The organism is Bacillus sp. 196mf, assembly GCF_003217275.1.
Classification (GTDB): domain Bacteria; phylum Bacillota; class Bacilli; order Bacillales; family Bacillaceae_G; genus Bacillus_A; species Bacillus_A thuringiensis_S.
Window position 1 is genome coordinate 125,951 of sequence record NZ_QJTG01000012.1, and the last position, 22,866, is coordinate 148,816.

A 22,866-nucleotide genomic window follows, 5' to 3' on the forward strand; every position below is an offset into this window, starting at 1 on the left:
TTTTTCGAAATTGAAAAAAGGGTGAATACGAAATGGAAGCATATAAAATGCACGATTTTATTAATACAAATGTTGAATCTCATCAAAATGAAACCGTTTTTAATTTACACATATGTGAAACAAGTGAATTTGACGTAAGTTTAACAAAATCTACAACACTATCTTTTATCGTTTCAAAAAAGAATATTAAAATTGTCACGAAAAAATGGACTAACTCAAACCAAGAAAGCATGATTGGCAAAAGCTACATCATTCCAACGAAAGCTTTTCACTATTTCTTACCAATTATTTCTGAAAATGAAGATGAGCTAAATATTCAAGTTCAAAGTTTTGGACTACGTGGTGAGCTTTTATTGAACGAAAGATTACTTATTGATAAAAACAACAAACACAACAGCAAAATCACTACATTCTTTGAAACATTAGATGAAAATGTAAATAAAGCATTACGAGGATTACAACTTCATTGTATGTAAGACTATTACGATAGTAAAAGGAGAATAACAATGAAAAAATTATTATTAAGCGCACTATTATCATTAGGATTTTTAACTCTTCCATTCGCTAGCGCAGAGGCCGCTACAACGAAAGATCAATTAATTGTAGACACTCAGTTAAATAAAATGGATTATTATCAGGATGGCAAATTTATAAAAAGTTTTACTGTCGCTACTGGAAAAGCTGCAACGCCTACACCTAAAGGCACTTTTCAAATCGTAAATAAAATTAAAAACCGCCCTTATTATACAGGCAAAATTAAAGGCGGGGATCCACGTAATCCACTTGGTGACCGTTGGCTTGGATTAAATATGGCAGGAACTTACGGAACAACTTATGCGATTCACGGAACTAACAATAATCAAGCAATCGGCAAATGGACAACACTTGGTTGTATTCGTATGTATAATAATGATATACACTGGTTATTTGAGCGCGTTCAGCAGCAAGCTACTGTCACTGTCAAATAGCCTAAAAACAAGATTTATGTGTAGCCAAGAATTTTATGTCTTGGCTTATTTTATTTATTCATTTACAGTAGCAAAACAACTGTATTTACATATATAATAGGAATAGATTTGATTAGCTAATATCTAAACATTGATAAACGTAGATATTAAAATTATACAGTTATAATGTTTTATAAATTTTATAATACATACTATAATAGAACTACTGTAATTCTGAACTATTCAGTAACACTAAACTATTCCCCTTGCTACCTTCATGATTATTTTATAGCGGGGGCTTATTATATGTATAAACAATCTGAGTCACTCGAAAAATGATGAATTCGAATATTGCAGTAAAAAGCGTTATTTAGGAGGTGTTACTATGACGCATATACTGGTGATTGAAGACAACCCAGATATACAAGAACTTATTCGTGAATTTCTAATGGCACAAAACTTTACCGTTGATGTAGTTGGTGCTGGAACAGAAGGTATTCTTCTTTTCCAAAAAAATTCATATGATCTTGTCCTCCTCGATGTAATGTTACCAGATATAGATGGCTATAGTATTTGTAAAATTATGCGAGGACAATCTGATGTACCAATCATTATGTTAACAGGCTTACATAATGAAGAAAGTGAAATTAAAGGATTTGAGTTAGGTATTGATGACTATATTACGAAACCGTTCCATTACACTGTATTTATTAAGCGTGTAGAGGCTGTATTAAGAAGGGCAGCAACGAAGGAAGCAGAAGCTGCAACTATACTACAATTCCATGAATTGATGTTAAACTCTACAGCATATGCAGCTTATGTTCATGGTAATCAAATTGAATTGACAACAAAAGAATTTGAAATTATTTATACTTTACTGCAAAATCGAGGAAAAGTATTATCAAGAAGTGATTTGTTGAATAAGGTATGGGGCTATGAACATTATGGTGATGTAAGAGTTATAGATACACATATTAAAAACCTAAGAAAAAAATTAGGAATTACTTATATTAAAACGGTGAAAGGTATTGGCTACAAAATCGAATCGTAGTAAAGACAACATCACCAAAAATATTTTCATCAAAACCTTATTATTTTGTATTCTTTTATCACTTTGTCTTTATCAAATTATTTACTTTCTAGCTTCAAACTACGATAAAGAACGTTTTGCGAAAGAAAATGGAACGCCGACTACAGAACAGGCGGATTCAGATAAGCAAAACGATCAAAGTAAAACGAATCAAAATAAAGCTGTGTCAGAAGGGAACATTTCTAATTTCCAATCTTCTATTGTAGATTATAAATCTCTTTCTGCAGCTATCAATCACCTTTTGCAGCCTAGCCAAACTGCAAAAGCAAAAGAACATACACAAAACCTTTCGGGGAAAAATAGCACTTCTAATCAGCTTACAGAAGCAGAAAAGAAAGCCGCTAATAATGATGCCTTACATACACAAAATGCAGCAAGTAAAACAAATGATACAAATGATAATCCAAAGTTAGCAGATGCGTTGCAGCAGTTAGCTCCACAGGTTGGCGCGACAATGCTTGCATTATCTCTACTCGGATCTTTAATGTACGCAAAACTAATTGCTAAACCTTTTCAATATATGAGCGATGCTTTAAAAGATATTATGAATCTTGATTTCTCAGATAAAAAGCTACTTAACAAAAATACAGATCAAACAGATTTTAATTTGTCAGTAGCCGCTTCACAAGTACCAAATATTGTGAAGAATTTACATGAAAGCAATCAAGATTTAAGAAATGAGCTCAAGAAGGAACAACAATTAGAACAATCTCGTAAAGAATTTATGTCTATGGTATCCCATGAATTAAAAACACCCATCGCAGCCGTTATGGGACAACTAGATGGCATGATTCACGGAATTGGAGCTTATAAAGATAGAGATAAGTATTTGAAACGTTCCTACGAGATGATGCAAGACATTAACATATTAACGGAAAAAATGTCGGAATTATCCAAAATACAAAACCCTCAATTTAAACCGAATTTAGAAGTCATTTCTTTATCTAATATTATTGAGGATGTTATAAAGAAAGTAGATTACTTTGTATCTGTAAAACAATTAAATGTACAATCTAATATTAAACACGACGTACAAATTTTAGCTGATCCTAAATTTATTCAAACTGCTATTTTTAACATTATTTCAAATGCAATTCATTATACAATTGACCATCAGCACGTATATATAAAGCTTTATGAAAAACCAAACGGTTACGCATTAGAAGTATTGAATACAGGTTCACAAATTGATGAAGATAAACTTGCTCATTTATTTGAGCCTTTCTATCGCGCAAACCCTGATAAACACGGTTTAGTACAAGGTAGTGGTCTTGGATTATATATCGTGAAACAAATATTAGATAAACATCAGTTTCCTTACGGGATACAAAACACAGCTCAAGGTGTAAAATGCTCCATTGTATTCCCAAAAGCAATGTAACATTCACTATAATTACATACCCCAAACTCATACTTCATGTGTGAGTGGCGGAATTTTGTAGAGTGTCTTACTCTGTTTCGTTCGCCCGTTATCCTTATTTGGATAGCGGGCGTTTTTTATTACTTAAAAGGAGGATTTTTTATGGATAAGTTTAAATATTCATTGCTCGTTTTATTCGGTGCTTGCAGCTACGGCATACTTTCAACTATTTTCAAACTCGGATTCATAAATGGATTTTCAGCACATCAACTATTAGGGGGACAATATGTCTTCGGATGGATTGGACTATTTCTACTCGTTCTTTTCTTTTCACGTCATAAAGTAACAAAAAAACAATTCTTTTCATTACTAACCGTCGGAACAACAATGAGTATGACTGGGATTTTCTACGCTATTTCTGTAGAAGAACTACCCGCATCTATCGCTGTCGTCCTACTCTTTCAGTTCACTTGGATTGGTGTCATTATCGAAGCGATTGCAAATCGAACCTTTCCAAGCCGCGATAAGATCATATCTATCCTTATTTTATTTGCTGGTACATTGTTTGCAGGTGGTGTATTTGAAGGCCTCGGACAAAGTTTTTCTACGAAAGGGATTATCTTTGGACTATTAGCTGCAGTCTCTTTTTCATTCTATGTTTTTGCAAGCGGACGCGTTGCTACAGATGTTCCCCCTTATACGAAAAGCTTTCTCATGACAACAAGTGCGACTCTTATCGTATGTCTATTCTTCCCACCAACCTTTTTAACAGATGGTGCCCTCCAAGCCGGTCTATGGAAATATGCTTTCTTCCTCGGATTATTCGGCGTTGTTGTACCTGTCATTTGTTTTTCAATCGGTGTACCAAAGGTTGGAACAGGACTCGGTACAATATTAGGTGCAGCTGAATTACCAACTGCTATTATCGCTTCTATTACACTTGTACATGAAGTCGTAACATTCATGCAGTGGATTGGTATTATTTTTATATTGGTTGGGATTTTCACTCCTCAGCTGCTTACGGCTAGGAAAGAAAGGAAACACAATCGCGTGCATAGCGCTTGAAAAAATACAGAATTTATATAAAAGATATAACTGCAATTAAAATAAGTAAATTTATCTGGAGGTATAAATGACTATTTTAAGCATCATATTTTTTGCTATTATGTGTATCTTCTTCCTAATAAGATATATGAAAGAAAAGAAATTTTACGATTTACTTCTCATTCCCGTTTGTATATATGCAGGAGCAGTGAAAACTCCTTTCGTAGAGTACTTAAACTTTAATACTACATTTAAAATAACGTATGCTATTGCAGCTATTATTCTTGTAATCCTTGCCGTACTTTTCTTTTTGAAAGATAAGAAAGAGAATCATACTGCATAACAAAAGACCTTTCATTTACTTGAAAGGTCTTTTTCTATATTTCACTTTACCGCTCCATATAGCTTCCCTACCTCATGCTCAATTTGTTTTACATCGATTCGCTCAAATAGTGGCTGCACGCTATCAATTCTACTTGGCAACGTATTTTGCGGTTCCCAATTTCGTTTAATAATCGACAATGTGCTTCTAACTCTTTCACTTGAAAATGGTAAAAACGGTTCAAGGAGATTTGCAAAATTAGCGATAAGATACACACAGTTATAAATCGTTTCTTCACACGAAACTGGATCATCTTCTCTTTGTTTCCAAGGCTGCTTTTCATCAAAATATTTATTTGCAAAACGTACTGCATCAAATATTGTCTCTAACGCCACCTTAAATTTAGTTTGCTCAATCGCCTCTCCTACATTTTTATATAATCCTTCTACTTTATCTTTCAGCTCTATATCAATAGTCCCCTTTGGTACAGTGCCATCATAATATTTTTCAATAAACTTTAATGTGCGGTTCACGAAGTTTCCATATGCTCCTAACAATTCACTATTATGACTGTAAATAAATTCACGCCATGAAAAATCAGTGTCACGATTTTCTGGTGCATTTACTGTTAAGAAGTAACGGATAGAATCTGGATCATAGCGTTCTAATATGTCAGGCACCCATACTGCCCAGTTTTTACTTGTAGATAATTTTCTTTTTTCAACTGTTAAATATTCATTCGAAACGATATGACGCGGGATTGCTTCTTCCCCTATTCCAAGTAATACCGCTGGCCAAATGACGGAGTGAAATGGAATATTATCCTTGCCGTGTACATAATATGTTTGCGCATCGCTATTCCAAAACTCTTGATCATCTTTTCCTGTTTCTTCAGCCCAATGTTTACTCGCTGAATAATATCCTGCCACTGCTTCAATCCATACGTAAATTTTTTTATCTTCATACCCTTTCACTGGAATTGATACCCCGATTGGTAAATCTCTTGATACAGCCCTATCTTGTAACCCTTCCTTTACATATCTTTCCGTTAATTGAATTGCATTATCACGCCATGTTCCTTTTTCTTTTGCGATTTCTACAACTTTTTTAATTTGCTCCTGAAATGTATGCAATGCAAAATAGAAATGCTCTGTTTCCTCTACAGATGGCGTACTACCACATAACTTACATTTCTTTTCTAACAAATCAAGAGGATCTAAAATAGCAGAACAAGCATCGCATTGATCTCCTCTTGCTGCTTCATGGCAATATGGACATATTCCTTCTACATAACGATCCGGTAAAAACTGCGTACACGTTTCACAATACGCTTGTTCCACTGTTTTTTTATAAATATAGCCTTCTTCTAATAAACGTAAAAAAACTTTTTGAACAGTTTCATGATGATGCTCGCTATCGGTACGTGTATAGCAATCATACGTAAAACCGAGATCACGAAAACATCGCTGAAATTCTTCATGATACTTATTAGCAATTTCTTTTGCTGTCACACCTTCTTGTTTTGCTCTAATTGCAATCGGTGTTCCATTGCAGTCACTCCCTGAAACATACAGCACATTCTCACCTTTTGCCCTGTAATAACGCGCTAAAATATCTCCAGGTAATAAACTCGCAATATGGCCAAGGTGTAACGAACCATTTGCATACGGCCAAGCGCCTCCAATAAAAATACTCATCTTATATTCCTCCTTTAAAATATAAAAAGCCCCGCCCCTATCTTAAAAAAGATAAGGGCGGGGCTGTATAAACAGTCGCGGTACCACCTTATTTCGCCAATCACTCACATAATTAGCCTTAACAAGTACGGAGCTCTATGCTCTTATACTGTGGTTTTGATAACGAGTACCAACTCTCGTCGCCGCCTACTATTATCATTTGATAAGTTCAGGACGAAGCTCAAAGGCCATTGTTCAAATGAATATTCTTGCTTCTTCTCAGCTACCGAAGCTCTCTGGAAAGAATGTGTTCATCCTACTTTTCCTTTTCAACGCTTTTACGTATAACAAGTATTTTACGACTTAATCACAGAAAAATCAAACTTTTATCCGGAACGAAAAGGAAATCCCATCCTCCCGCCGAATACCTATACGTTCACAAAAGGAGTGATAACATTGAACCAAAAACAACTAAGCACTATAAATGAAAAAAGCTGGAATACAGCTGCTTATGAAGCTTGGACAAATCGCCATGGGGCACCGGAGGATTATGCGAAAAAAATCATGGAAGATCCCACACGCGAAGTAGCACATTATTTACCTTACATACAATCTCCAAAAGGAAAATGTATTATTAATTTACTCGGCTCAAAAGGAAATAAAGCTGTTGCTCTCGCCCTTTTAGGCTCTGACGTAACAGTTGTTGATATTTCAGCAAGTAATGCAAAATATGCAAATGAACTTGCTGCCGCCGCAGACGTCTCTATTCATTACATCGTTTCTGATGTACTAGATGTAAATCTCTCCGAGTCATTTGATATCGTATTACTGGAGCTTGGTGTACTTCATTACTTTCTAGATTTAAAACCACTTTTCAAAAAAATTTCTCAACTACTAAAGCCAGGTGGGATACTTATCCTTCGCGATTACCATCCAATATACACAAAGCTATTAGGAGTAGACCATCCATCATTTCGAGCAAGTGGAAATTATTTCGATGAAGAATTAATTGAAGATGATGTTGCTTATAGCATCCTTCTTACAGAAGCACAGAAAGAATCGCTACCTAAAACAGCCATCCGTCGCTGGACGCTAGGAGAAATCATTACAACACTTGCGGAAGAACGTTTTAAAATTGAAAAACTAGTTGAAGAACATGGATCTCATCAAAGATGGGTCTTCCCTTCTACTGCACCAGAAGGAATCGAAGAACGTATCCCTGGTCTATATACAATAATTGCGACAGCATGCAAAAAAGGATCCCTTCACGGATAGGATCCTTTTTGCATGCTCACGCATATAAGTTGAGGTTGGAGATTACCATAATTCTGTAGAATAGGACACAAGATATTTCAACATTTCGTCTCTGACTTACGTCGTCAAAAAGGGGTATGACCAACATAACGAAGAGTAATGTTTTTTAGTTGATACTGATAATCGTTATCAACTAATTAAAAGTATACATGATGTCATTTCAAATTTCAATAGCATTTCTAATATTTATTTATGAATTTTATGATATGCAAATGTATACATTTTAAGAACTTTTTCTAATACCAATCTGACTCCTTCCATTATCTGCTATAATTTTTATTGAACAGATTAATAACTTCATAATAATGTTTTTATTAATTTCGTTTTAAATATCTATAAATCATAATAAACAGTTTAAATGAGGTTAGGGGTAACGATGAAATATGTTAGTATTCGAAAAAAACTACTGTTCACACTCTTAAGCATTTCTTCTTTATTTAGCATTGCTCTTATTGTTATTCTTTCATTCGCCATGAATCAAGCAAGTGAAATCGAAACGTTAAAAAATGATGTATCGAAAAGAGCGACGATTTTAAAAGAACGTGGCGATTGGTTCCAAGGACAAGTTGCTGGTTTACAAGAATATTTGCTATCACATGATCAAAAAGGATTAGATAAGTTCAACCGAGAAGGGAAAAAATTAGCTGATACTAGAGAGAAAGTAACAAGTGACAAAAAGCTCCCAGAAGGAATGAAAGAAGCCATTTTAATGGGAGGAAAATGGCGTAGCGTCATAGATAATGAGGTACTCCCTCTTGCGCGTGAAGGAAAATGGGACGAAGCATCTAGAATTGCTTTAGCACAAACAGATTATGTAAATGATCTTTTAGGTCGTTTTAATAAATATACAAATGAAGAAAATGAGAAACGTGACGCATTAATTGCTGATGTCGAGTCTTCTTCATCACTTATTCAATATATTATTTTCTTCTCACTCATTACATGTACATTAACGTCTATTTTATTAGCATGGTGGTTCTCTGGTAAACTCGTTAAACCAATTCGACAAATTGATGAGAAGTTAAAAGAATTAGCTTCTCAAGATGGAGATTTAACGGCTAGATTACACGTAACGAGTAAAGATGAAATTGGTGACATTGCAAATTCCTTTAATCAAATGCTCACTAACTTACAGCATATAATAAAACAAGTTCAACAAACATCAACAAGTGTAAAAGAAGCTTCCGAAAATGTATTTATTGAAACAACCGCTTCTATGGAAAATACCGCAAGGACCCAAGAAACTATGAATGCTCTTGAACACAATATTCGTTCACAAGTTTCTAGCATTGAAGAAAGTTCAACCGCAATGGATGACATGGCAACGAGTGTTCAGCGTATCGCTGAGTCCGCCTCTTCTGTTACTAGTTTAGCTGTCACAACTTCAGAAAAAGCAGATAATGGGAATAAAGTCATTGAGAAATCTATTACACAAATGCATACAATTAACGAAGCCGTTAACGCTACATCACAAGTAGTTGAGCGACTCATTACACATACAAATCATATCGATACTGCACTTCAATCTATTTCGAATATCGCCGAACAAACAAATTTACTTGCTTTAAATGCTTCTATTGAAGCAGCTCGTGCTGGTGAACACGGAAAAGGATTCGCTGTTGTTGCCGATGAAGTTAGAAAACTTGCTGAACAATCTCAACTAGCCGCAACTGACATTAACCATTTACTGCATCAAATTCAAACTGATACAAAAATAGCAAATGACATGATGACACAAGGTCAAGCAGAGGCTTCTGAAGGAATTACGGTTATTCGTACCGCTGGATCTTCATTCTCAGAAATTGTTAACCACATTAACAAAGTCTCTACGCAAATGCAAGAAATGTCTGCAACTGCTGAAGAGATGGCTGCAAGCTCTGAAGAAATGAACGCAGCTTTAAATAATATCGCTTCTATTTCAAATGAAGTTGCTGCAGAAACATCACAAACAGCACATTCGGCTGGTGATCAAGTAAACAAAATGAGTATCGTGGCTAACAAATCATCTGAAATGAAAACAATCGTACAAGAACTTGAAGTTCTCGTTTCTCATTTCAAAACAAACGCTTAAAGTGAAAATGACACAAGCTCAAAGGTATAAGAAAGAAAGTTTTACAGTCTCTCTTTTTTCACTTTAAAATATCTCTTTCTATCTCTCATTCCGTCTGCTATAATTCCTAAAGGAAATAAGAAAGCTTTATTCCAACTGGAGTAAAGCTTTCTTTCAATTTTTTACATTAATTAATTCTAATACTAAGATTTCACAAAGGAGGCTTTTTATCATATGAATTTTGTAAGTATCAGAAAAAAACTTATGTTCATGATGGGAACGATTTGCGCTTTATTTGGTATCGCCTTAGCTTTTATTTTATTTTTTGCTATCGACCAATCTCGTAAAGCTGAAACATTACAAAAAGAAATTTCTCCACTGGCAACAGAATTGAAAGAACGTGGAGACGCTTATCAAGTACAGCTCTCTGCTTTAAGAGGTTATTTACTACAACATGATCAAGTCGAATTAGACAAGTTTAATGAGATGAGTAAACGTCTTGAGGATTCAAAAGATAAACTTCTTTCTAATCCAAATGCTTCTTCGTCCGTAAAAAGCACAATGGAATTAGGGTCTACTTGGAGAAAGTTCGTTGAAGAAAAAGTATTCACTCTTGCAAAAGAACAAAAATGGGAAGAAGCTTTACAAGTAGCTTCTTCAGAGAACGGAACTGTCTATAAAGTAATTGGTGACTTCACAAATTACAGTAATGAACAAGCTAAATTACGTGAACAATCTATTGAAAAAATTGACCAATCTGCACTCTTAATCGAATATGTTATTTTCTTATCACTTGTTATTTGTATTGTCGCTGCAATTATTCTTGCATGGTGGTTCTCTGGTAAACTTGTGAAACCGATTCAACAAATTGACACGAAACTAAAAGAATTAGCCTCTCAAGAAGGTGACTTAACGGCACGTCTACAAGTAAATAGCAACGATGAAATCGGTGCTATCGCAGCATCATTTAATAAAATGTTAGAAAACCTACAACATATCATTAATCGTGTTCAAAAAACATCAGTGGAAGTACAAACTGCTTCTGAAAATATGCTAGAAAAAACGAATACATCACGTGAGGCGACAGTAAGAGTCCAAAGCTCGATGTCTAACTTAAATGCAAGTATTCAATCACAAACTTCTAGTATGGAAGAAAGTTCAACTGCAATGGACGATATGGCAGTAAGTGTTCAGCGTATTGCTGAATCTGCTTCATCTGTAGCGGAACTTGCTGTTGCCACATCTGAACATGCTAGCGATGGAAGTACCGTTATCCAAAAATCTGTTTCACAAATGACAACGATACACGAAGCTGTAAATGCTACGTCAGAAGTGGTTGAACGTCTAATCACTCATACGAAATATATTGATACTGCTGTACAATCTATTTCTAATATTGCTGAGCAAACAAACTTACTTGCTTTAAATGCTTCTATTGAGGCAGCTCGTGCTGGCGAGCAAGGAAAAGGATTTGCTGTCGTAGCTGACGAAGTTCGAAAACTTGCTGAACAATCTAAAACAGCTGCAACAGACATTAATCAATTACTACATCAAATTCAAAATGATACAGAAACTGCTAGCTCTATGATGTCTCAAGGCCGTTCTGAAGCATTTGAAGGCATTAATGTTATTCGTGAAGCTGGTACTTCTTTCTCAACAATTGTAGAACAAGTAAATAAAGTATCTACTCAAATGCAAGATATATCAGCAACTGCTGAAGAGATGGCTGCAAGTGCTGAAGAAATGAACGCTTCACTTAATAACATCGCTTCTATCTCGACTGAAGTATCCAGCGAAACCGCCGCAACGGCACAATCTGCTGAACAGAAAGTTATCGTTATGAATGAAATGACAGTAACTGCTGGAAAAATGAAACAAACAGTTGAAGAGTTAGATCAACTCGTATCTCATTTTAAAACAGAATAGATTTTCAAAAAAATATCCCTCTTTCAAAGAGGGATATTTTTTTGAGCTCATTTCCTGCACATTATGCTCATTTCCGTTATAATGAGAATCGATATCATTAAAATGTAGGAGGGGCTGCTTATGTCACAAGAAGCATTTGAAAATAAATTATTTGCCAATTTAGAAGCTGTTATTGACCCTGAACTAGGTGTTGATATCGTTAATCTTGGATTAGTGTATGATGTTACAGCAGATGAAAATAATAATGCTGTCATTACGATGACTATGACTTCTATCGGTTGTCCAATGGCTGGGCAAATCGTATCAGACGTTAAAAAAGTATTATCAACGAACGTACCTGAAGTCAATGAAATAGAAGTAAATGTCGTTTGGAATCCACCGTGGTCGAAAGAACGTATGTCACGTATGGCGAAAATCGCATTAGGTATTCGCGACTAGCTGGATAAAGAAAAAAAACCTGACACTCTAGTCAGGTTTTTTTCTCTTATTATTTTACGCCTACTGCATCATAAGCTTTCGTTACAGCTTGTACAGCTTTAGAGTTTTTACCATATAAATCTTCAGCTGACTGAAGAGCAGCTTGACGCATCATTTTGAAGTCAGAGTTTGCAGTTAAATATTTCGTAAGAGCGCGGTAGTAAATTTTTTCTGTCGCTTCACGGCCCACTCCAGTTACTTTCACGCCGTAATGATCTCCGCCTTCAGATACTAAATAAGCAGCTTTATTATTAATACTACTGTTAATATGAACGCCGCCATTATCAGCTGTTCCAGTATAACGTTTACTATAGTGATCTGGGTAACCTTCACTTGGTTTTAATGGGTTTGGAATAGATGCCGGATCTTTTAGTGAACGAAGTGCATCACCAGGTTTATCAGGTGTATAAATATCAGCACCTAAATCCCAGCTCTTCTTCTCAACCATAACACCCATAATGTCAGATAATGATTCATTTAACGCCCCTGACTCATTTTTGTAAACAAGGTTTGCTGTATGTTCAGTTACAGCATGCGTTAATTCATGACCGATAACATCAAGTCCCGCAGATAATGGAATGAATGTTTTTCCATCGCCATCACCATACATCATTTGCACACCATTCCAAGCTGCGTTATTCCAGCTCTCCCCTACGTGAACAGTAGAAATAAGCTTCGCACCTTTATCATCGAAAGAGTTACGATTAAATGTCTTTTTGTAGTAATCATATACTTTTCCTGCATTTACATGCGCATCGACTGCAGCTTTATCCTCGAAGAACTTAGATTTACTTTCAACTTCTTCGCCTGTATATCCAAGCCATTGTGAGAATAAATTAAACAAGTTTTCATCCATATTTTCTGCATCAAATGTATGAACACCTTGTCCACGCTTACCATCAAATAAATTGAATGCTCCTGTTTTCTCATCTTGAGCAATTTCAAATGATTGTCTAGCACCTAATACTCCGTAGCCAAACCCTGTAACGTGATCTACAGCATTATATTTCTCAATAACTTTTCCATTTGTTGCATCAACAAAATAATGCCAATACCCTGGAGCTGGTTTTGAAATCGATGCCTTAACTAAGTATGCAAGGTAGTAATTACCTTCCTTTTCATATACAAATAAATCTTTTTTCACACCGTCATAACTCTTTACTTTACCAATTTCTTTCTCAATATCTGCCTTAGCAATTGTTTCTGCTTGTTCCGCAGTAATGCTTGCAGCTGCAGGAATATTTTTATCATCTAAATTCGGAATAACTTGTCCGAAGAATGCTTTTACATTATTCTCTTTATCAAGTGTAACAGTTTGATCAGAACCGTACACAGGAATGTTATTATGTTTCTCAACTAGCTTTACATGTGTCGTATCAGATTCAGCGTCTTTTTCTTCCCCAACGATATTAAAATGCTTTTCAATATTTCCTGCTAATTTAAACATATCTTTCTTACTCTCTAAGTATTGAAAGACCGTCTCTTTTTTATCTAGCCCTTCCGGTGCTTTCCATTCTTCACCTATGTATGCAGGTGTTTTAAATTCTTGATGATATTGAATTTTTTGTTCTTCCGCTTTCGTTGTCGTTGCCCCAAACGCTCCAAATCCCCCGGCGATAACAGTTAACGCTAATGCTGATGAAATGACTTGCTTTTTCACTATAACATTCCCCATTCCCATAAAGATTTTTGACACTTTTATAAAATTCTGATTTTTACAACCGATACCTCTACCAAAAAATTGAGAAACATTTTTCAGACAATTCCAATCAAAAAAGAGGACATCTATCGGATGTCCTCTTTTCTATAAACCTTTTATTGTTTTTTCAATTCAATTGCTAAATAGTGTGATTGCTCTTTCGCTTGAATGTGAATATCTTCTACCGCTTCTGCTGCATCACGCATAACAAGATTTTCACCATTGATTACACTGCTTCCTTCAATTTGTACAAGGTACAATTGACGGCCTTCTTTCACTGGAAAATGAATTTCTTTTCCAGCCTCTAATGATAAGGAGTATAAATTCGCATCTTGGTGAATTTGAATTGGTGCATTTCCTTCTACTGAAGATACCATATGGAACCATTCATTTTCGCGCTTGCTCCAATCAAATTTAAACTCACCATAGTTTGGTTTATGATCCGCACGGTCTGGTAAAATCCAAATTTGTAATAAACGCAGCGTTTCATTGCCTAAATTATGCTCGCTATGAAATACACCCGTGCCAGCACTCATATATTGAACATGTCCACGCTCAATCGTTCCGCGATTTCCCATGCTGTCTTCGTGTGTTAAAGCACCATCTACAACGTAAGAAATAATCTCCATATCACGGTGCGGATGCATATCAAAACCAGTTTGTGCCGCTACTAGATCATCATTAATAACACGTAACGCTCCGAAGTTCATGTTATTTGGGTTATAATAATTAGCAAAAGAGAAATGAAAATGTGTATTTAACCAGCCATGATTTGCTCTGCCCATATTTTTATGATCAACTTTTCTAAACATAGCCTTCACCTCATACTATCTCGAATTCGAGATTTATTTTAAAATTTTTTCTTACTGTAACTTTTTTAGTAGTGTTAATAATTGCTTTTGTTCCTCTATATTTAAATTATGAAACTTCTCTGCTTGGAACGTTTCTTGAGGTGGGACGATTTCCTCATATAAAGCCCTTCCCTTTTCTGTTAAAGAAATATATTTCGTAGTACCCTCTTGTTCACGCGAAATCCACTCAAACTGCTCCATTTTATTTAAAAGCTGCGTTACATTTCCTTTCGTAACAAATAGCTTATTTCCAAGTTCTTGCTGCGTTAAACGATCATGTCCTCCAACTTGAGCTAACACATCAAACTGGGCGGCAGATACATTCCATTTCTTCAAATGCTGATTCGTCTCACGAATACTCTTATTATAAAAACGTGATAAACGAAACCATAATAGTAGCCCTAGTCTATCTTCTGTTTTCATTTCATCACCTCGCTCGTTTCATACCATTAGTTTAGAACTAAACTTTATAAAAGTCAAATACTTATTTTTAATAAGTAAAAAGAAAGCACAGCGCTATTTCTCCACTATGCTTTACATTAACTTTCTACTCTTATATTCATCCAATTTCCTCTCCGCGAACTTCCTCGCATCTTTTTCAATCCACCGCTCTTCGTACCGTTCACTTCCCACATACAATATATCTCTCTTATGCTGCATCGCATGGCGGAATTCATGCAGTAGCGTTCTGAGAACTTGCTCATACTCTTCCCATATACAAACGAAAATTAATTGTTTTTCTTTATGATAAAAACCACCTACTGGGAATAGGAACTCTTCTTCCTCTTCTCCTAATGATAGAAGCACATCGTTTGCATCACACGTATCACAAAAAATAACGGGCGTTTTACATACTTCAATAAGAGAAAACAAATCCTCTCTCAACTTTTTGACATCCCAAGGAAGCTCCGAATCCAACACATACCAATTCTCTACCTGTTGATATACATTTTCAAACTGGAGTTCCATTTCTCTTTATTCCCCTTTCCAAGCACCCTTTTTCTATATGTATGCCACAATATGGTAAATATTAAACGTATTCTTTCATCCTTGAAAAAATGCCAATAAAAAAGAATCTACGTCGACATAGATTCCTTTTCTGTAATCACTTTTTTTCATTATTTTTTTTAATACAAAATAACTAATTGCACAAACAATAGCAGCAAGTGCAAAGTATTTCACATATGGCCCCGCAACTTTATTAATACTTTCCCACTCTGTTCCTAATTTAAAACCTAAATATACAAACACAATGGACCACGGAATAACAGCTAATGTAGTTAGCGTAATAAACTTAGCATGTGACATTTTCGCAATACCCGCTGGTATTGAAATAGCATGACGCACAACCGGAATAAAACGTGCGGTAAAGATAACGCCAGTTCCATAACGATTAAACCAATCTTCAGCATAATCAATATGTTTCTTCTGAATTAAAATATATTTTCCATATCGCTCAAGAACAGGTCTTCCTCCATATCGACCAATCCAATAAATGAATAGTTGTGCAATTACACCACCAATTGTACCGAACGCGACAGCGCCCCAAAATGTAATGCTTCCTGTTGATACTAAATAACCCGCATAAGACAATACGATTTCACTTGGAATAACCTCTAGCATTAATCCAAGCATAATTCCCCAATAACCAAGTCCTTCTAAAAAAACTAAAACCGAATGAATCAACTCTCCTAACATCATTTACCTCTCTTTACTGTTTTCATTACAAAAATAAAAGTACAAGCAGGAAATATCTTGTACTTTTATTTTTTTTAATTTAGTTAGTTTTCGTATCCCACTTAAAGATTTTATTTAAGAATTTATATACATTCTTCGACTCTTTTGTCAGAAGTGGGCCTAAAATGGATAGTATAAGCACGTATAGTGCTGAGAATGGTTTTAAGACTGACATTAAACCACCGGCGATACCGATATTAGCCATAATGATGGAGAACTCTCCTCTTGAAACGATTGTTAATCCGATATTTGTTGATGCTTTATGAGATAATCCAGCTTGTCTTCCTGCAATCATCCCTGCTACAAAGTTACCGATTATCGTAAGAAGGACAGCACCTAACGTTAACCATATCGCTCCGCCTAATGAGAACGGATCAATACTTAACCCGAAGCTGAAGAAGAAAATAGCTCCGAAAAAGTCTCTAAATGGAACAACAAGATGTTCAATTCGGTCACTATGCTCCGTCTCAGAGAAAACTAATCCTAGAAGAAGTGCTCCAATTGCTTCTGCAACGTGAATTGTTTCTGAAAAACCAGCAATGAAGAATAACGAAGCAAATACTACAATAATAAAGATTTCATCTGAGCTAATGTTGAGCAATTTATTTAATAACGGCGTAGCCTTTCTAGCTACTATAAAGAATAGAAGCATATATCCTAAAGCAATTCCAATTGAAGTAAGGGCACCTAAGAAGGAAGCGTGATCTCCAAGTACTAAACCAGAAACAACTGATAAATATACAGCAAGGAATATATCTTCAAACATAATAATTCCTAAAATTAATTCGGTTTCATTATTACCAGTTCTTCTTAAGTCCACTAACACTTTAGCAACGATAGCGCTAGAAGAAATCGTAATAATACCCGCAATAATTAAGATTTCTAGTAATGGGAATCCCATTATAAATCCGTATAACAAACCAAGTGAAAAGTTAATTAAAATATAAATCGTTCCACCAATCGCAATAGAGCGTCCAGATTTAATTAGTTTTTTCATTGAAAATTCTAATCCTAGATAGAATAGAAGGAATAGAACCCCAATCCGTCCAAGGAAGGAAATTACACTTGCACTTTCAATAAATTTGAGATCGATAACACCTATTGTCGGTGCATGCGGTCCTACTAACATTCCAAGAACGATTAGAAAAGGAATTACTGAGAACTTAAATTTTCCAGCAATTACTGCTGCAATTGCCACTAAAACTAAAGCTGTACCAACTTCAAAAATTAACGTATCCATCTAATCAGTCCCCCCTATTTGAAAGTAATTCATTAATGATTTTTTTAATTTCTTCTCTCTCACCTGAAACTACCAGCATATCTCCTTCTTCAATTACTGTTTCTGGTCCTGGATTAAATAGCTTCTTCATGTTCTTCTTCATAACCGCGATTATCGTTACGCTATATGTTTTTCTTATTTCAAGATCGCCAATTGTTTTTCCGATTGCTGGAGCTGTATTCTCCACTTTGAACCACTCAATCGCTAAACCTTCAAAAACCATCTCAACATTTTCTAACGCCCTAGGCTTATATACCATTCCACCTAATATTGCTGCGATTTGTCTTGCCTCTGAGTCACGTAGTGAAATACTTGAGATGCTTTCTTCATGGTCTGAATCAAAATGATACATTTCTCTACGTCCATCATCATGAATGACAATTACCATCTTTTCGTTACCTTTCGTAACGATTTGAAACTTATAACCAATACCCGGAAGTTCACTTTCTCTAATATTCATTTTTAGCTCCTCCATAACTTGTTTATTTTAATTTTCTGTTTTTCTGTCTTTTATTCATCCAATCAACTTTAGAAATTCTAACCACTCAGGATATTTGTGACTTGGAAATCTTTTATTGTAATAATAAGTGGACCCTAAAAAGATACTTAAAGATGTAATGATAAAAAATATATTACTTCTCATTTTCAAACTCTCAAGACTTACTTTCAATAAAGAATCTTCTTTCAAATTATCCCCACTTTCCCGCTTTAAATTTAGTTTTTTAAAATGTAAATAATTCTAAAAATATTACGATGTAACATAATCATAACACAAAAATGATTTAAGTAACATAATTTTTTAGAAAAATTGATTCTCGTATATTTTTTGCATATAATTTTCTTATTACGAAAAAAAGGAAGTGTATTATATGGTTGATATCTTTAGCAGATTCCTTGAGGTAACGAATAATATTTTATGGTCATATATTCTTATTGCAATGCTAATCGGCTTCGGTCTTTACTTCTCTTTTAAATTAAAATTTGTCCAAATTACTCATTTCAGTGAGATGGTCAGCTTAATTAGTAAAGGGTTTAATCGAAAAGAAAAAAAGAAAGATAGCATCTCTCCATTCCAAGCATTTTGCTTAAGTGCAGCAGCACGTATCGGTATCGGAAACTTAGCTGGCGTAGCATTAGCAATTTCAATGGGTGGACCTGGCGCAATATTTTGGATGTGGTTTATCGCGATTATCGGAGCAGCTACTAGTTTCGTAGAATGTACACTTGCGCAAATTTATAAAGTAAAAGATGGAAGTAGGTTCCGTGGTGGACCAGCATATTACATGGAAAAAGGGTTAAACAAACGCTGGATGGGTGTTTGGTTCTCACTTCTTATTACAGTTGCGTACGGATTAATTTTCAATTCAGTACAAGCGAATACAGTAACAATAGCGTTTGAAAATGCTTTTGGACTAGAGCGAACAATCGTAGGAGCTCTATTAGCTGTATTAGTTGCAGTCATTATTTTTGGTGGTATTAAAAGTATTTCACGTATTACCGAAATGATTGTTCCTCCAATGGCAATCGTTTATATCGGCGTGGCTATTTTTGTCGTTATTAACAACTTCAGTATGTTACCAAGCATTTTCATGGAAATCTTTAACGGTGCATTCGGTTTAGACCAAGCCATTGCTGGTGGTATTGGAGCAGCAATCAAGTTCGGTATTCAGCGCGGTTTATTCGCTACAGAAGCAGGAATGGGTAGTTCTCCTAATGCAGCCGCAACATCTGATGTATCTCACCCTGTAAAACAAGGACTTGTTCAAGCGTTAGGCGTTTTCGTAGATACATTCTTAGTATGTACATCAACAGCATTTATCGTATTATGTTCTGGACTTTACAAAGGATCAAATTTAGAAGGCATCGAATTAACACAAAACGCATTAAGTTCACAAATTGGACCGTGGGCAAGCACTTTCTTAGCGATTATTATTTTCCTATTCGCTTTCAGTTCACTTCTAGGAAACTACTATTATGGTGAAACAAATATCGCATTCATTAAAGAAAGCAAAACATGGTTAATGATTTATCGTGTTGCAGTTGTCGGAATGGTATTCTTCGGATCAATCGCTGCTCTTAAAACAGTTTGGAGTTTAGCTGATTTATTCATGGGACTAATGGTATTCACAAACTTAATTGCCATCTCATTCCTTAGCAAATTTGCTTACGCTGCATTAGTAGACTATTTGAAGCAAAAGAAACAAGGCAAAGATCCTGTCTTCGTTGCAAACTCTATCCCTGGCTTAAAGAATACAGAGTGCTGGGATGGGCAGGATGTAGAAGAAAAACAAAAGGCTGTTTAATAAACAAAGGCCCTATTACTTCACCGTAATAGGGCCTTTTATTTATAACAGTTCATAATTTGTTCAAATTAATTCCAGCAAAAGGGTTGATTTATAGACATTACTAGATTATAATAATTATAAATTAGTAATTGATATCACATAACAACTCAAAAGGAGATTGATCATAATGAACAAACAAGTAATCGAAGTATTAAACAAACAAGTAGCAGACTGGAGCGTTTTATTCACAAAACTTCACAACTTCCATTGGTATGTAAAAGGACCTCAATTCTTCACATTACACGAGAAATTCGAAGAACTTTACACAGAATCAGCTACTCACATCGATGAAATTGCAGAACGTATTTTAGCAATTGGCGGCAAACCAGTAGCAACAATGAAAGAATACTTAGAACTATCTTCTATTCAAGAAGCAGCATACGGAGAAACTGCAGAAGGGATGGTCGAAGCAATCATGAAAGACTACGAAATGATGCTAGTCGAACTGAAAAAAGGCATGGAAATCGCTCAAGACTCTGACGACGAAATGACATCTGACCTACTACTAGGCATCTACACAGAACTAGAAAAACACGCTTGGATGCTACGTGCGTTCTTGAATCAATAATAGACTTTAAAGCGGAAGCGGCTCGTTCAGAGTCGCTTTTTTATGTAATGGTCGCACTTAACGGTACACGAAATTATATCAACGATTTTTCAAATATATCGATCATTACCCACAATATATCAACGATTTTTTCATTATATCAATCATTACCCGCAATATATCAACGATTCGACAAGGGATATCAATTTACCGACAAATCAAGACAATATCAGCGCCCCTCTCCTCCACTTTCATCACTATATTACAATCTCATCTATGTTAAAATATAGGAAACACCCTTTAGTATCATAGATCCAAAAAGCTTTTCCAAATTCATCATTTACTACTTAAATGACGGGAGTGGTTCAGTTGAAAGACTACTTAATTAGAGCATTTTTTGCGTTGATAACAGTTGGGATTCTCTTACTTATAGCTAATATTTTCAATATACGTGTCGAGGTTAAAGACTATGCTTTCCTCGTTGTCGTAGCAATTGGTGGCGGCTGGGGTGGCTGGTACCTGTATAAAAAACAAAGCAATCAAAATGATAAAGGCATTCCAAAGTAATATGGAATGCCTCTTTTATTGCCTTCTGTAATAAATAATGAAATTCAGGCCACTAATACAACCAATCGCAATAAACATACAAAACGATTGTGGATCTCCAGCCAAATTATACTCATCAACAATAAAGCCAATCATAAAGAGTGTTATCGCCGAAACACCGATACACAATATCGAAATAAACCAAAGCGAAAATTCATTAATTAGCTCTTTCTTCTTTATTGAAACGATTAGCATAACAAGAATAGACGCTGCTAAAATACTTTTAAAAACAGGACGTAAATACACAAACTCCTCCATCAATTTCTCCTTTTCCAAAAAACATCACATCTCAACATTAACATATTTAACCAAATTAAAAACACATGCCATCTTAAATTAAAACGACATGTGTTTCCGTATTTGCTATGATAGTTGCTTCCACTTCGTCCCCAAAACAGGACGCTCATAATTTTGGATTGCATGAATTAGTTTATCTGCCGTCTCAGCTGAAACGATCAATTCTTTATTTGATGGATTCATAAATCCTTCTTCTGCTGCACGTTCAACCATTTGCAGAATTGGTCCGTAAAAACCTTTTATGTTTAATAAACCAACCGGCTTATTATGTATACCAATTTGTGACCAACATACAACTTCAAATAGTTCTTCAAACGTTCCGTATCCGCCTGGAAGCGCAATAAAAGCATCTGCAAGCTCTGCCATTTTCGCTTTACGTTCATGCATCGTCTCTACTTCAATTAATTCTGTTAATCCTGTATGCACAATTTCTCCTCGGAATAGACCGCGTGGCATAACACCTGTTACACGTCCACCTAAACGAAGAACTTCGTTTGCTACTTCTCCCATTAATCCAACGCACGAACCACCGTATACGAGCTCATACTCGTTCTCAACAAACATTTTACCTAACTGAATTGCCTGCTCTTTGAATTCTGGTCTCTCCCCTAAATTAGAACCTGCAAACACACAAATCTTTCTCATTCCTACACCCCGAAACTATATATTGTTATGATACAATTGACATTGTACAACATATTGAGGAGATGAGGAAGAAATGGATATCGTTGCATTCCAAAGATGGGTTGAGGAATTTTACGAAAAACGAAGCTGGTCACAGTATAATGCCTTTATTCGCTTAAATTTCTTAACCGAGGAAGTTGGGGAAGTTTCACGAGTCGTTCGTGCTATTGAAATCGGCCGCGATCGCCCTGATGAAGATGCGAAAACAGAAGAAGAGCTAAAACAAGAACTAAAAGAAGAACTTGGCGATGTACTATCTAACCTTATTATTCTTTCGCAAAAATATGATTTAGACTTACAAGACATTATGGACGCACACGTCACAAAGCTTTCGAAAAGGTTCGAAGCATCTAAATGAGAATATTATCAATTATGGTATAATATTCGTAACTACTCAGCCACCTTTTGGTGTCTTTTTTTAATTTTACTAGTTTCATATGCCTCCCATTTGTAAATACTGAGTATATCAAACAGGGGGGTGAATAGGATGGTCGATCGAAAAATCATTTTAGATGCATATAAAAAAGGACCTGAAGCTGTTATTTCTTTATTTGAAGAAACATTCTCTAAGTTAGAAAAACGGATTCAAGAACTAGAACATGCTTCAAAAAAAAA

Annotated in this window: 24 protein-coding genes and 1 other annotated feature; of the genes, 14 read left to right on the forward strand and 10 right to left on the reverse strand. The window is 35.3% G+C overall.

Annotation, left to right across the window (positions count from 1 at the left end):
- The first annotated feature begins 32 nt into the window (after positions 1-32).
- The 6 genes from ATL10_RS17890 to ATL10_RS17915 all read left to right on the forward strand — a co-directional run bounded on the left by ATL10_RS17890 (position 33) and on the right by ATL10_RS17915 (position 4,784).
- Positions 33-476 carry a DUF3978 family protein gene (locus ATL10_RS17890; RefSeq protein ID WP_000388762.1) on the forward strand — a complete coding sequence of 148 codons (444 nt, stop codon included), beginning with the start codon at positions 33-35 and terminating at the stop codon, positions 474-476.
- A 30-nt stretch (positions 477-506) separates the two neighbouring features.
- A complete protein-coding gene (locus ATL10_RS17895; protein ID WP_000735058.1) occupies positions 507-968 on the forward strand; it encodes a L,D-transpeptidase in 462 nt (153 codons plus the stop codon).
- Between the two features lie 364 nt (positions 969-1,332).
- On the forward strand, positions 1,333-1,998 hold the full coding sequence (locus ATL10_RS17900) for a response regulator transcription factor (protein WP_000148834.1): 666 nt from the start codon (positions 1,333-1,335) through the stop codon (positions 1,996-1,998).
- On the forward strand, positions 1,976-3,418 hold the full coding sequence (locus ATL10_RS17905) for a sensor histidine kinase (protein WP_000201961.1): 1,443 nt from the start codon (positions 1,976-1,978) through the stop codon (positions 3,416-3,418). Before ATL10_RS17900 ends, ATL10_RS17905 begins: the two co-directional genes overlap by 23 nt.
- Before the next feature lie 141 nt (positions 3,419-3,559).
- Complete coding sequence (locus ATL10_RS17910; protein WP_000357148.1) at positions 3,560-4,462, forward strand: EamA family transporter; 903 nt, start codon at positions 3,560-3,562, stop codon at positions 4,460-4,462.
- A 67-nt stretch (positions 4,463-4,529) separates the two neighbouring features.
- Positions 4,530-4,784 carry a hypothetical protein gene (locus tag ATL10_RS17915; protein WP_110497272.1) on the forward strand — a complete coding sequence of 85 codons (255 nt, stop codon included), beginning with the start codon at positions 4,530-4,532 and terminating at the stop codon, positions 4,782-4,784.
- Positions 4,785-4,825: 41 nt separating this feature from the next.
- On the opposite strand, the gene metG is transcribed toward ATL10_RS17915, so the two are convergent.
- Positions 4,826-6,460, reverse strand: a complete 1,635-nt coding sequence (gene metG, locus ATL10_RS17920; RefSeq protein WP_000021585.1) for a methionine--tRNA ligase — start codon at positions 6,458-6,460, stop codon at positions 4,826-4,828.
- A gap of 50 nt (positions 6,461-6,510) precedes the next feature.
- Positions 6,511-6,781 (reverse strand) — a binding site (T-box leader).
- 114 nt (positions 6,782-6,895) lie between these two features.
- Here metG and ATL10_RS17925 point away from each other — a divergent pair.
- From ATL10_RS17925 to ATL10_RS17940, 4 genes are all read left to right on the forward strand, one after another.
- On the forward strand, positions 6,896-7,714 hold the full coding sequence (locus ATL10_RS17925; RefSeq protein WP_001072258.1) for a class I SAM-dependent methyltransferase: 819 nt from the start codon (positions 6,896-6,898) through the stop codon (positions 7,712-7,714).
- Positions 7,715-8,129: 415 nt separating this feature from the next.
- Complete coding sequence (locus tag ATL10_RS17930; protein ID WP_016513202.1) at positions 8,130-9,824, forward strand: methyl-accepting chemotaxis protein; 1,695 nt, start codon at positions 8,130-8,132, stop codon at positions 9,822-9,824.
- 213 nt (positions 9,825-10,037) lie between these two features.
- Positions 10,038-11,729, forward strand: coding sequence for a methyl-accepting chemotaxis protein (locus tag ATL10_RS17935; RefSeq protein WP_016513203.1), 1,692 nt, complete (start codon positions 10,038-10,040; stop codon positions 11,727-11,729).
- A 120-nt stretch (positions 11,730-11,849) separates the two neighbouring features.
- On the forward strand, positions 11,850-12,167 hold the full coding sequence (locus ATL10_RS17940) for a metal-sulfur cluster assembly factor (protein ID WP_000076418.1): 318 nt from the start codon (positions 11,850-11,852) through the stop codon (positions 12,165-12,167).
- 49 nt (positions 12,168-12,216) lie between these two features.
- Here ATL10_RS17940 and nprB read toward each other — a convergent pair whose 3' ends face one another.
- From nprB to ATL10_RS17975, 7 genes are all read right to left on the reverse strand, one after another.
- On the reverse strand, positions 12,217-13,866 hold the full coding sequence (nprB, locus tag ATL10_RS17945) for a neutral protease NprB (protein WP_065229524.1): 1,650 nt from the start codon (positions 13,864-13,866) through the stop codon (positions 12,217-12,219).
- A gap of 155 nt (positions 13,867-14,021) precedes the next feature.
- Entirely contained in the window at positions 14,022-14,717 is a 696-nt protein-coding gene (locus ATL10_RS17950; protein ID WP_000488934.1) for a pirin family protein, read from the reverse strand.
- Positions 14,718-14,768: 51 nt separating this feature from the next.
- Positions 14,769-15,179, reverse strand: a complete 411-nt coding sequence (locus ATL10_RS17955) for a MarR family winged helix-turn-helix transcriptional regulator (RefSeq protein ID WP_110497274.1) — start codon at positions 15,177-15,179, stop codon at positions 14,769-14,771.
- 111 nt (positions 15,180-15,290) lie between these two features.
- Positions 15,291-15,725 (reverse strand): DUF3920 family protein, encoded by a 435-nt coding sequence (locus ATL10_RS17960; RefSeq protein WP_000422785.1) that lies wholly within the window; start codon positions 15,723-15,725, stop codon positions 15,291-15,293.
- Positions 15,726-15,800: 75 nt separating this feature from the next.
- Positions 15,801-16,454 carry an undecaprenyl phosphate transporter UptA gene (uptA, locus tag ATL10_RS17965; RefSeq protein ID WP_098533238.1) on the reverse strand — a complete coding sequence of 218 codons (654 nt, stop codon included), beginning with the start codon at positions 16,452-16,454 and terminating at the stop codon, positions 15,801-15,803.
- Between the two features lie 79 nt (positions 16,455-16,533).
- Complete coding sequence (locus tag ATL10_RS17970) at positions 16,534-17,733, reverse strand: cation:proton antiporter (protein WP_000380223.1); 1,200 nt, start codon at positions 17,731-17,733, stop codon at positions 16,534-16,536.
- 4 nt (positions 17,734-17,737) lie between these two features.
- Entirely contained in the window at positions 17,738-18,232 is a 495-nt protein-coding gene (locus ATL10_RS17975; RefSeq protein WP_001026075.1) for a cation:proton antiporter regulatory subunit, read from the reverse strand.
- 409 nt (positions 18,233-18,641) lie between these two features.
- Here ATL10_RS17975 and ATL10_RS17985 point away from each other — a divergent pair, with 409 nt between their 5' ends.
- The 3 genes from ATL10_RS17985 to ATL10_RS18000 all read left to right on the forward strand — a co-directional run bounded on the left by ATL10_RS17985 (position 18,642) and on the right by ATL10_RS18000 (position 21,231).
- Positions 18,642-20,075, forward strand: coding sequence for an alanine/glycine:cation symporter family protein (locus tag ATL10_RS17985; RefSeq protein ID WP_097912947.1), 1,434 nt, complete (start codon positions 18,642-18,644; stop codon positions 20,073-20,075).
- A 169-nt stretch (positions 20,076-20,244) separates the two neighbouring features.
- The gene (locus ATL10_RS17990; protein ID WP_001041895.1) at positions 20,245-20,685 is read left to right on the forward strand and encodes a Dps family protein; all 441 of its coding nucleotides are present in this window, start codon (positions 20,245-20,247) and stop codon (positions 20,683-20,685) included.
- Between the two features lie 348 nt (positions 20,686-21,033).
- Positions 21,034-21,231 (forward strand): hypothetical protein, encoded by a 198-nt coding sequence (locus ATL10_RS18000; protein WP_000656312.1) that lies wholly within the window; start codon positions 21,034-21,036, stop codon positions 21,229-21,231.
- Between the two features lie 15 nt (positions 21,232-21,246).
- Here the strand turns inward: ATL10_RS18000 and ATL10_RS18005 are convergent, their stop codons facing one another.
- The gene (locus ATL10_RS18005) at positions 21,247-21,528 is read right to left on the reverse strand and encodes a hypothetical protein (protein WP_110497278.1); all 282 of its coding nucleotides are present in this window, start codon (positions 21,526-21,528) and stop codon (positions 21,247-21,249) included.
- Between the two features lie 105 nt (positions 21,529-21,633).
- Entirely contained in the window at positions 21,634-22,212 is a 579-nt protein-coding gene (locus tag ATL10_RS18010) for an LOG family protein (RefSeq protein WP_001225756.1), read from the reverse strand.
- 73 nt (positions 22,213-22,285) lie between these two features.
- Between ATL10_RS18010 and ATL10_RS18015 the strand changes: the two genes are divergently transcribed.
- Positions 22,286-22,609, forward strand: coding sequence for a MazG nucleotide pyrophosphohydrolase domain-containing protein (locus ATL10_RS18015; protein WP_000355746.1), 324 nt, complete (start codon positions 22,286-22,288; stop codon positions 22,607-22,609).
- Positions 22,610-22,866: the final 257 nt, after the last annotated feature.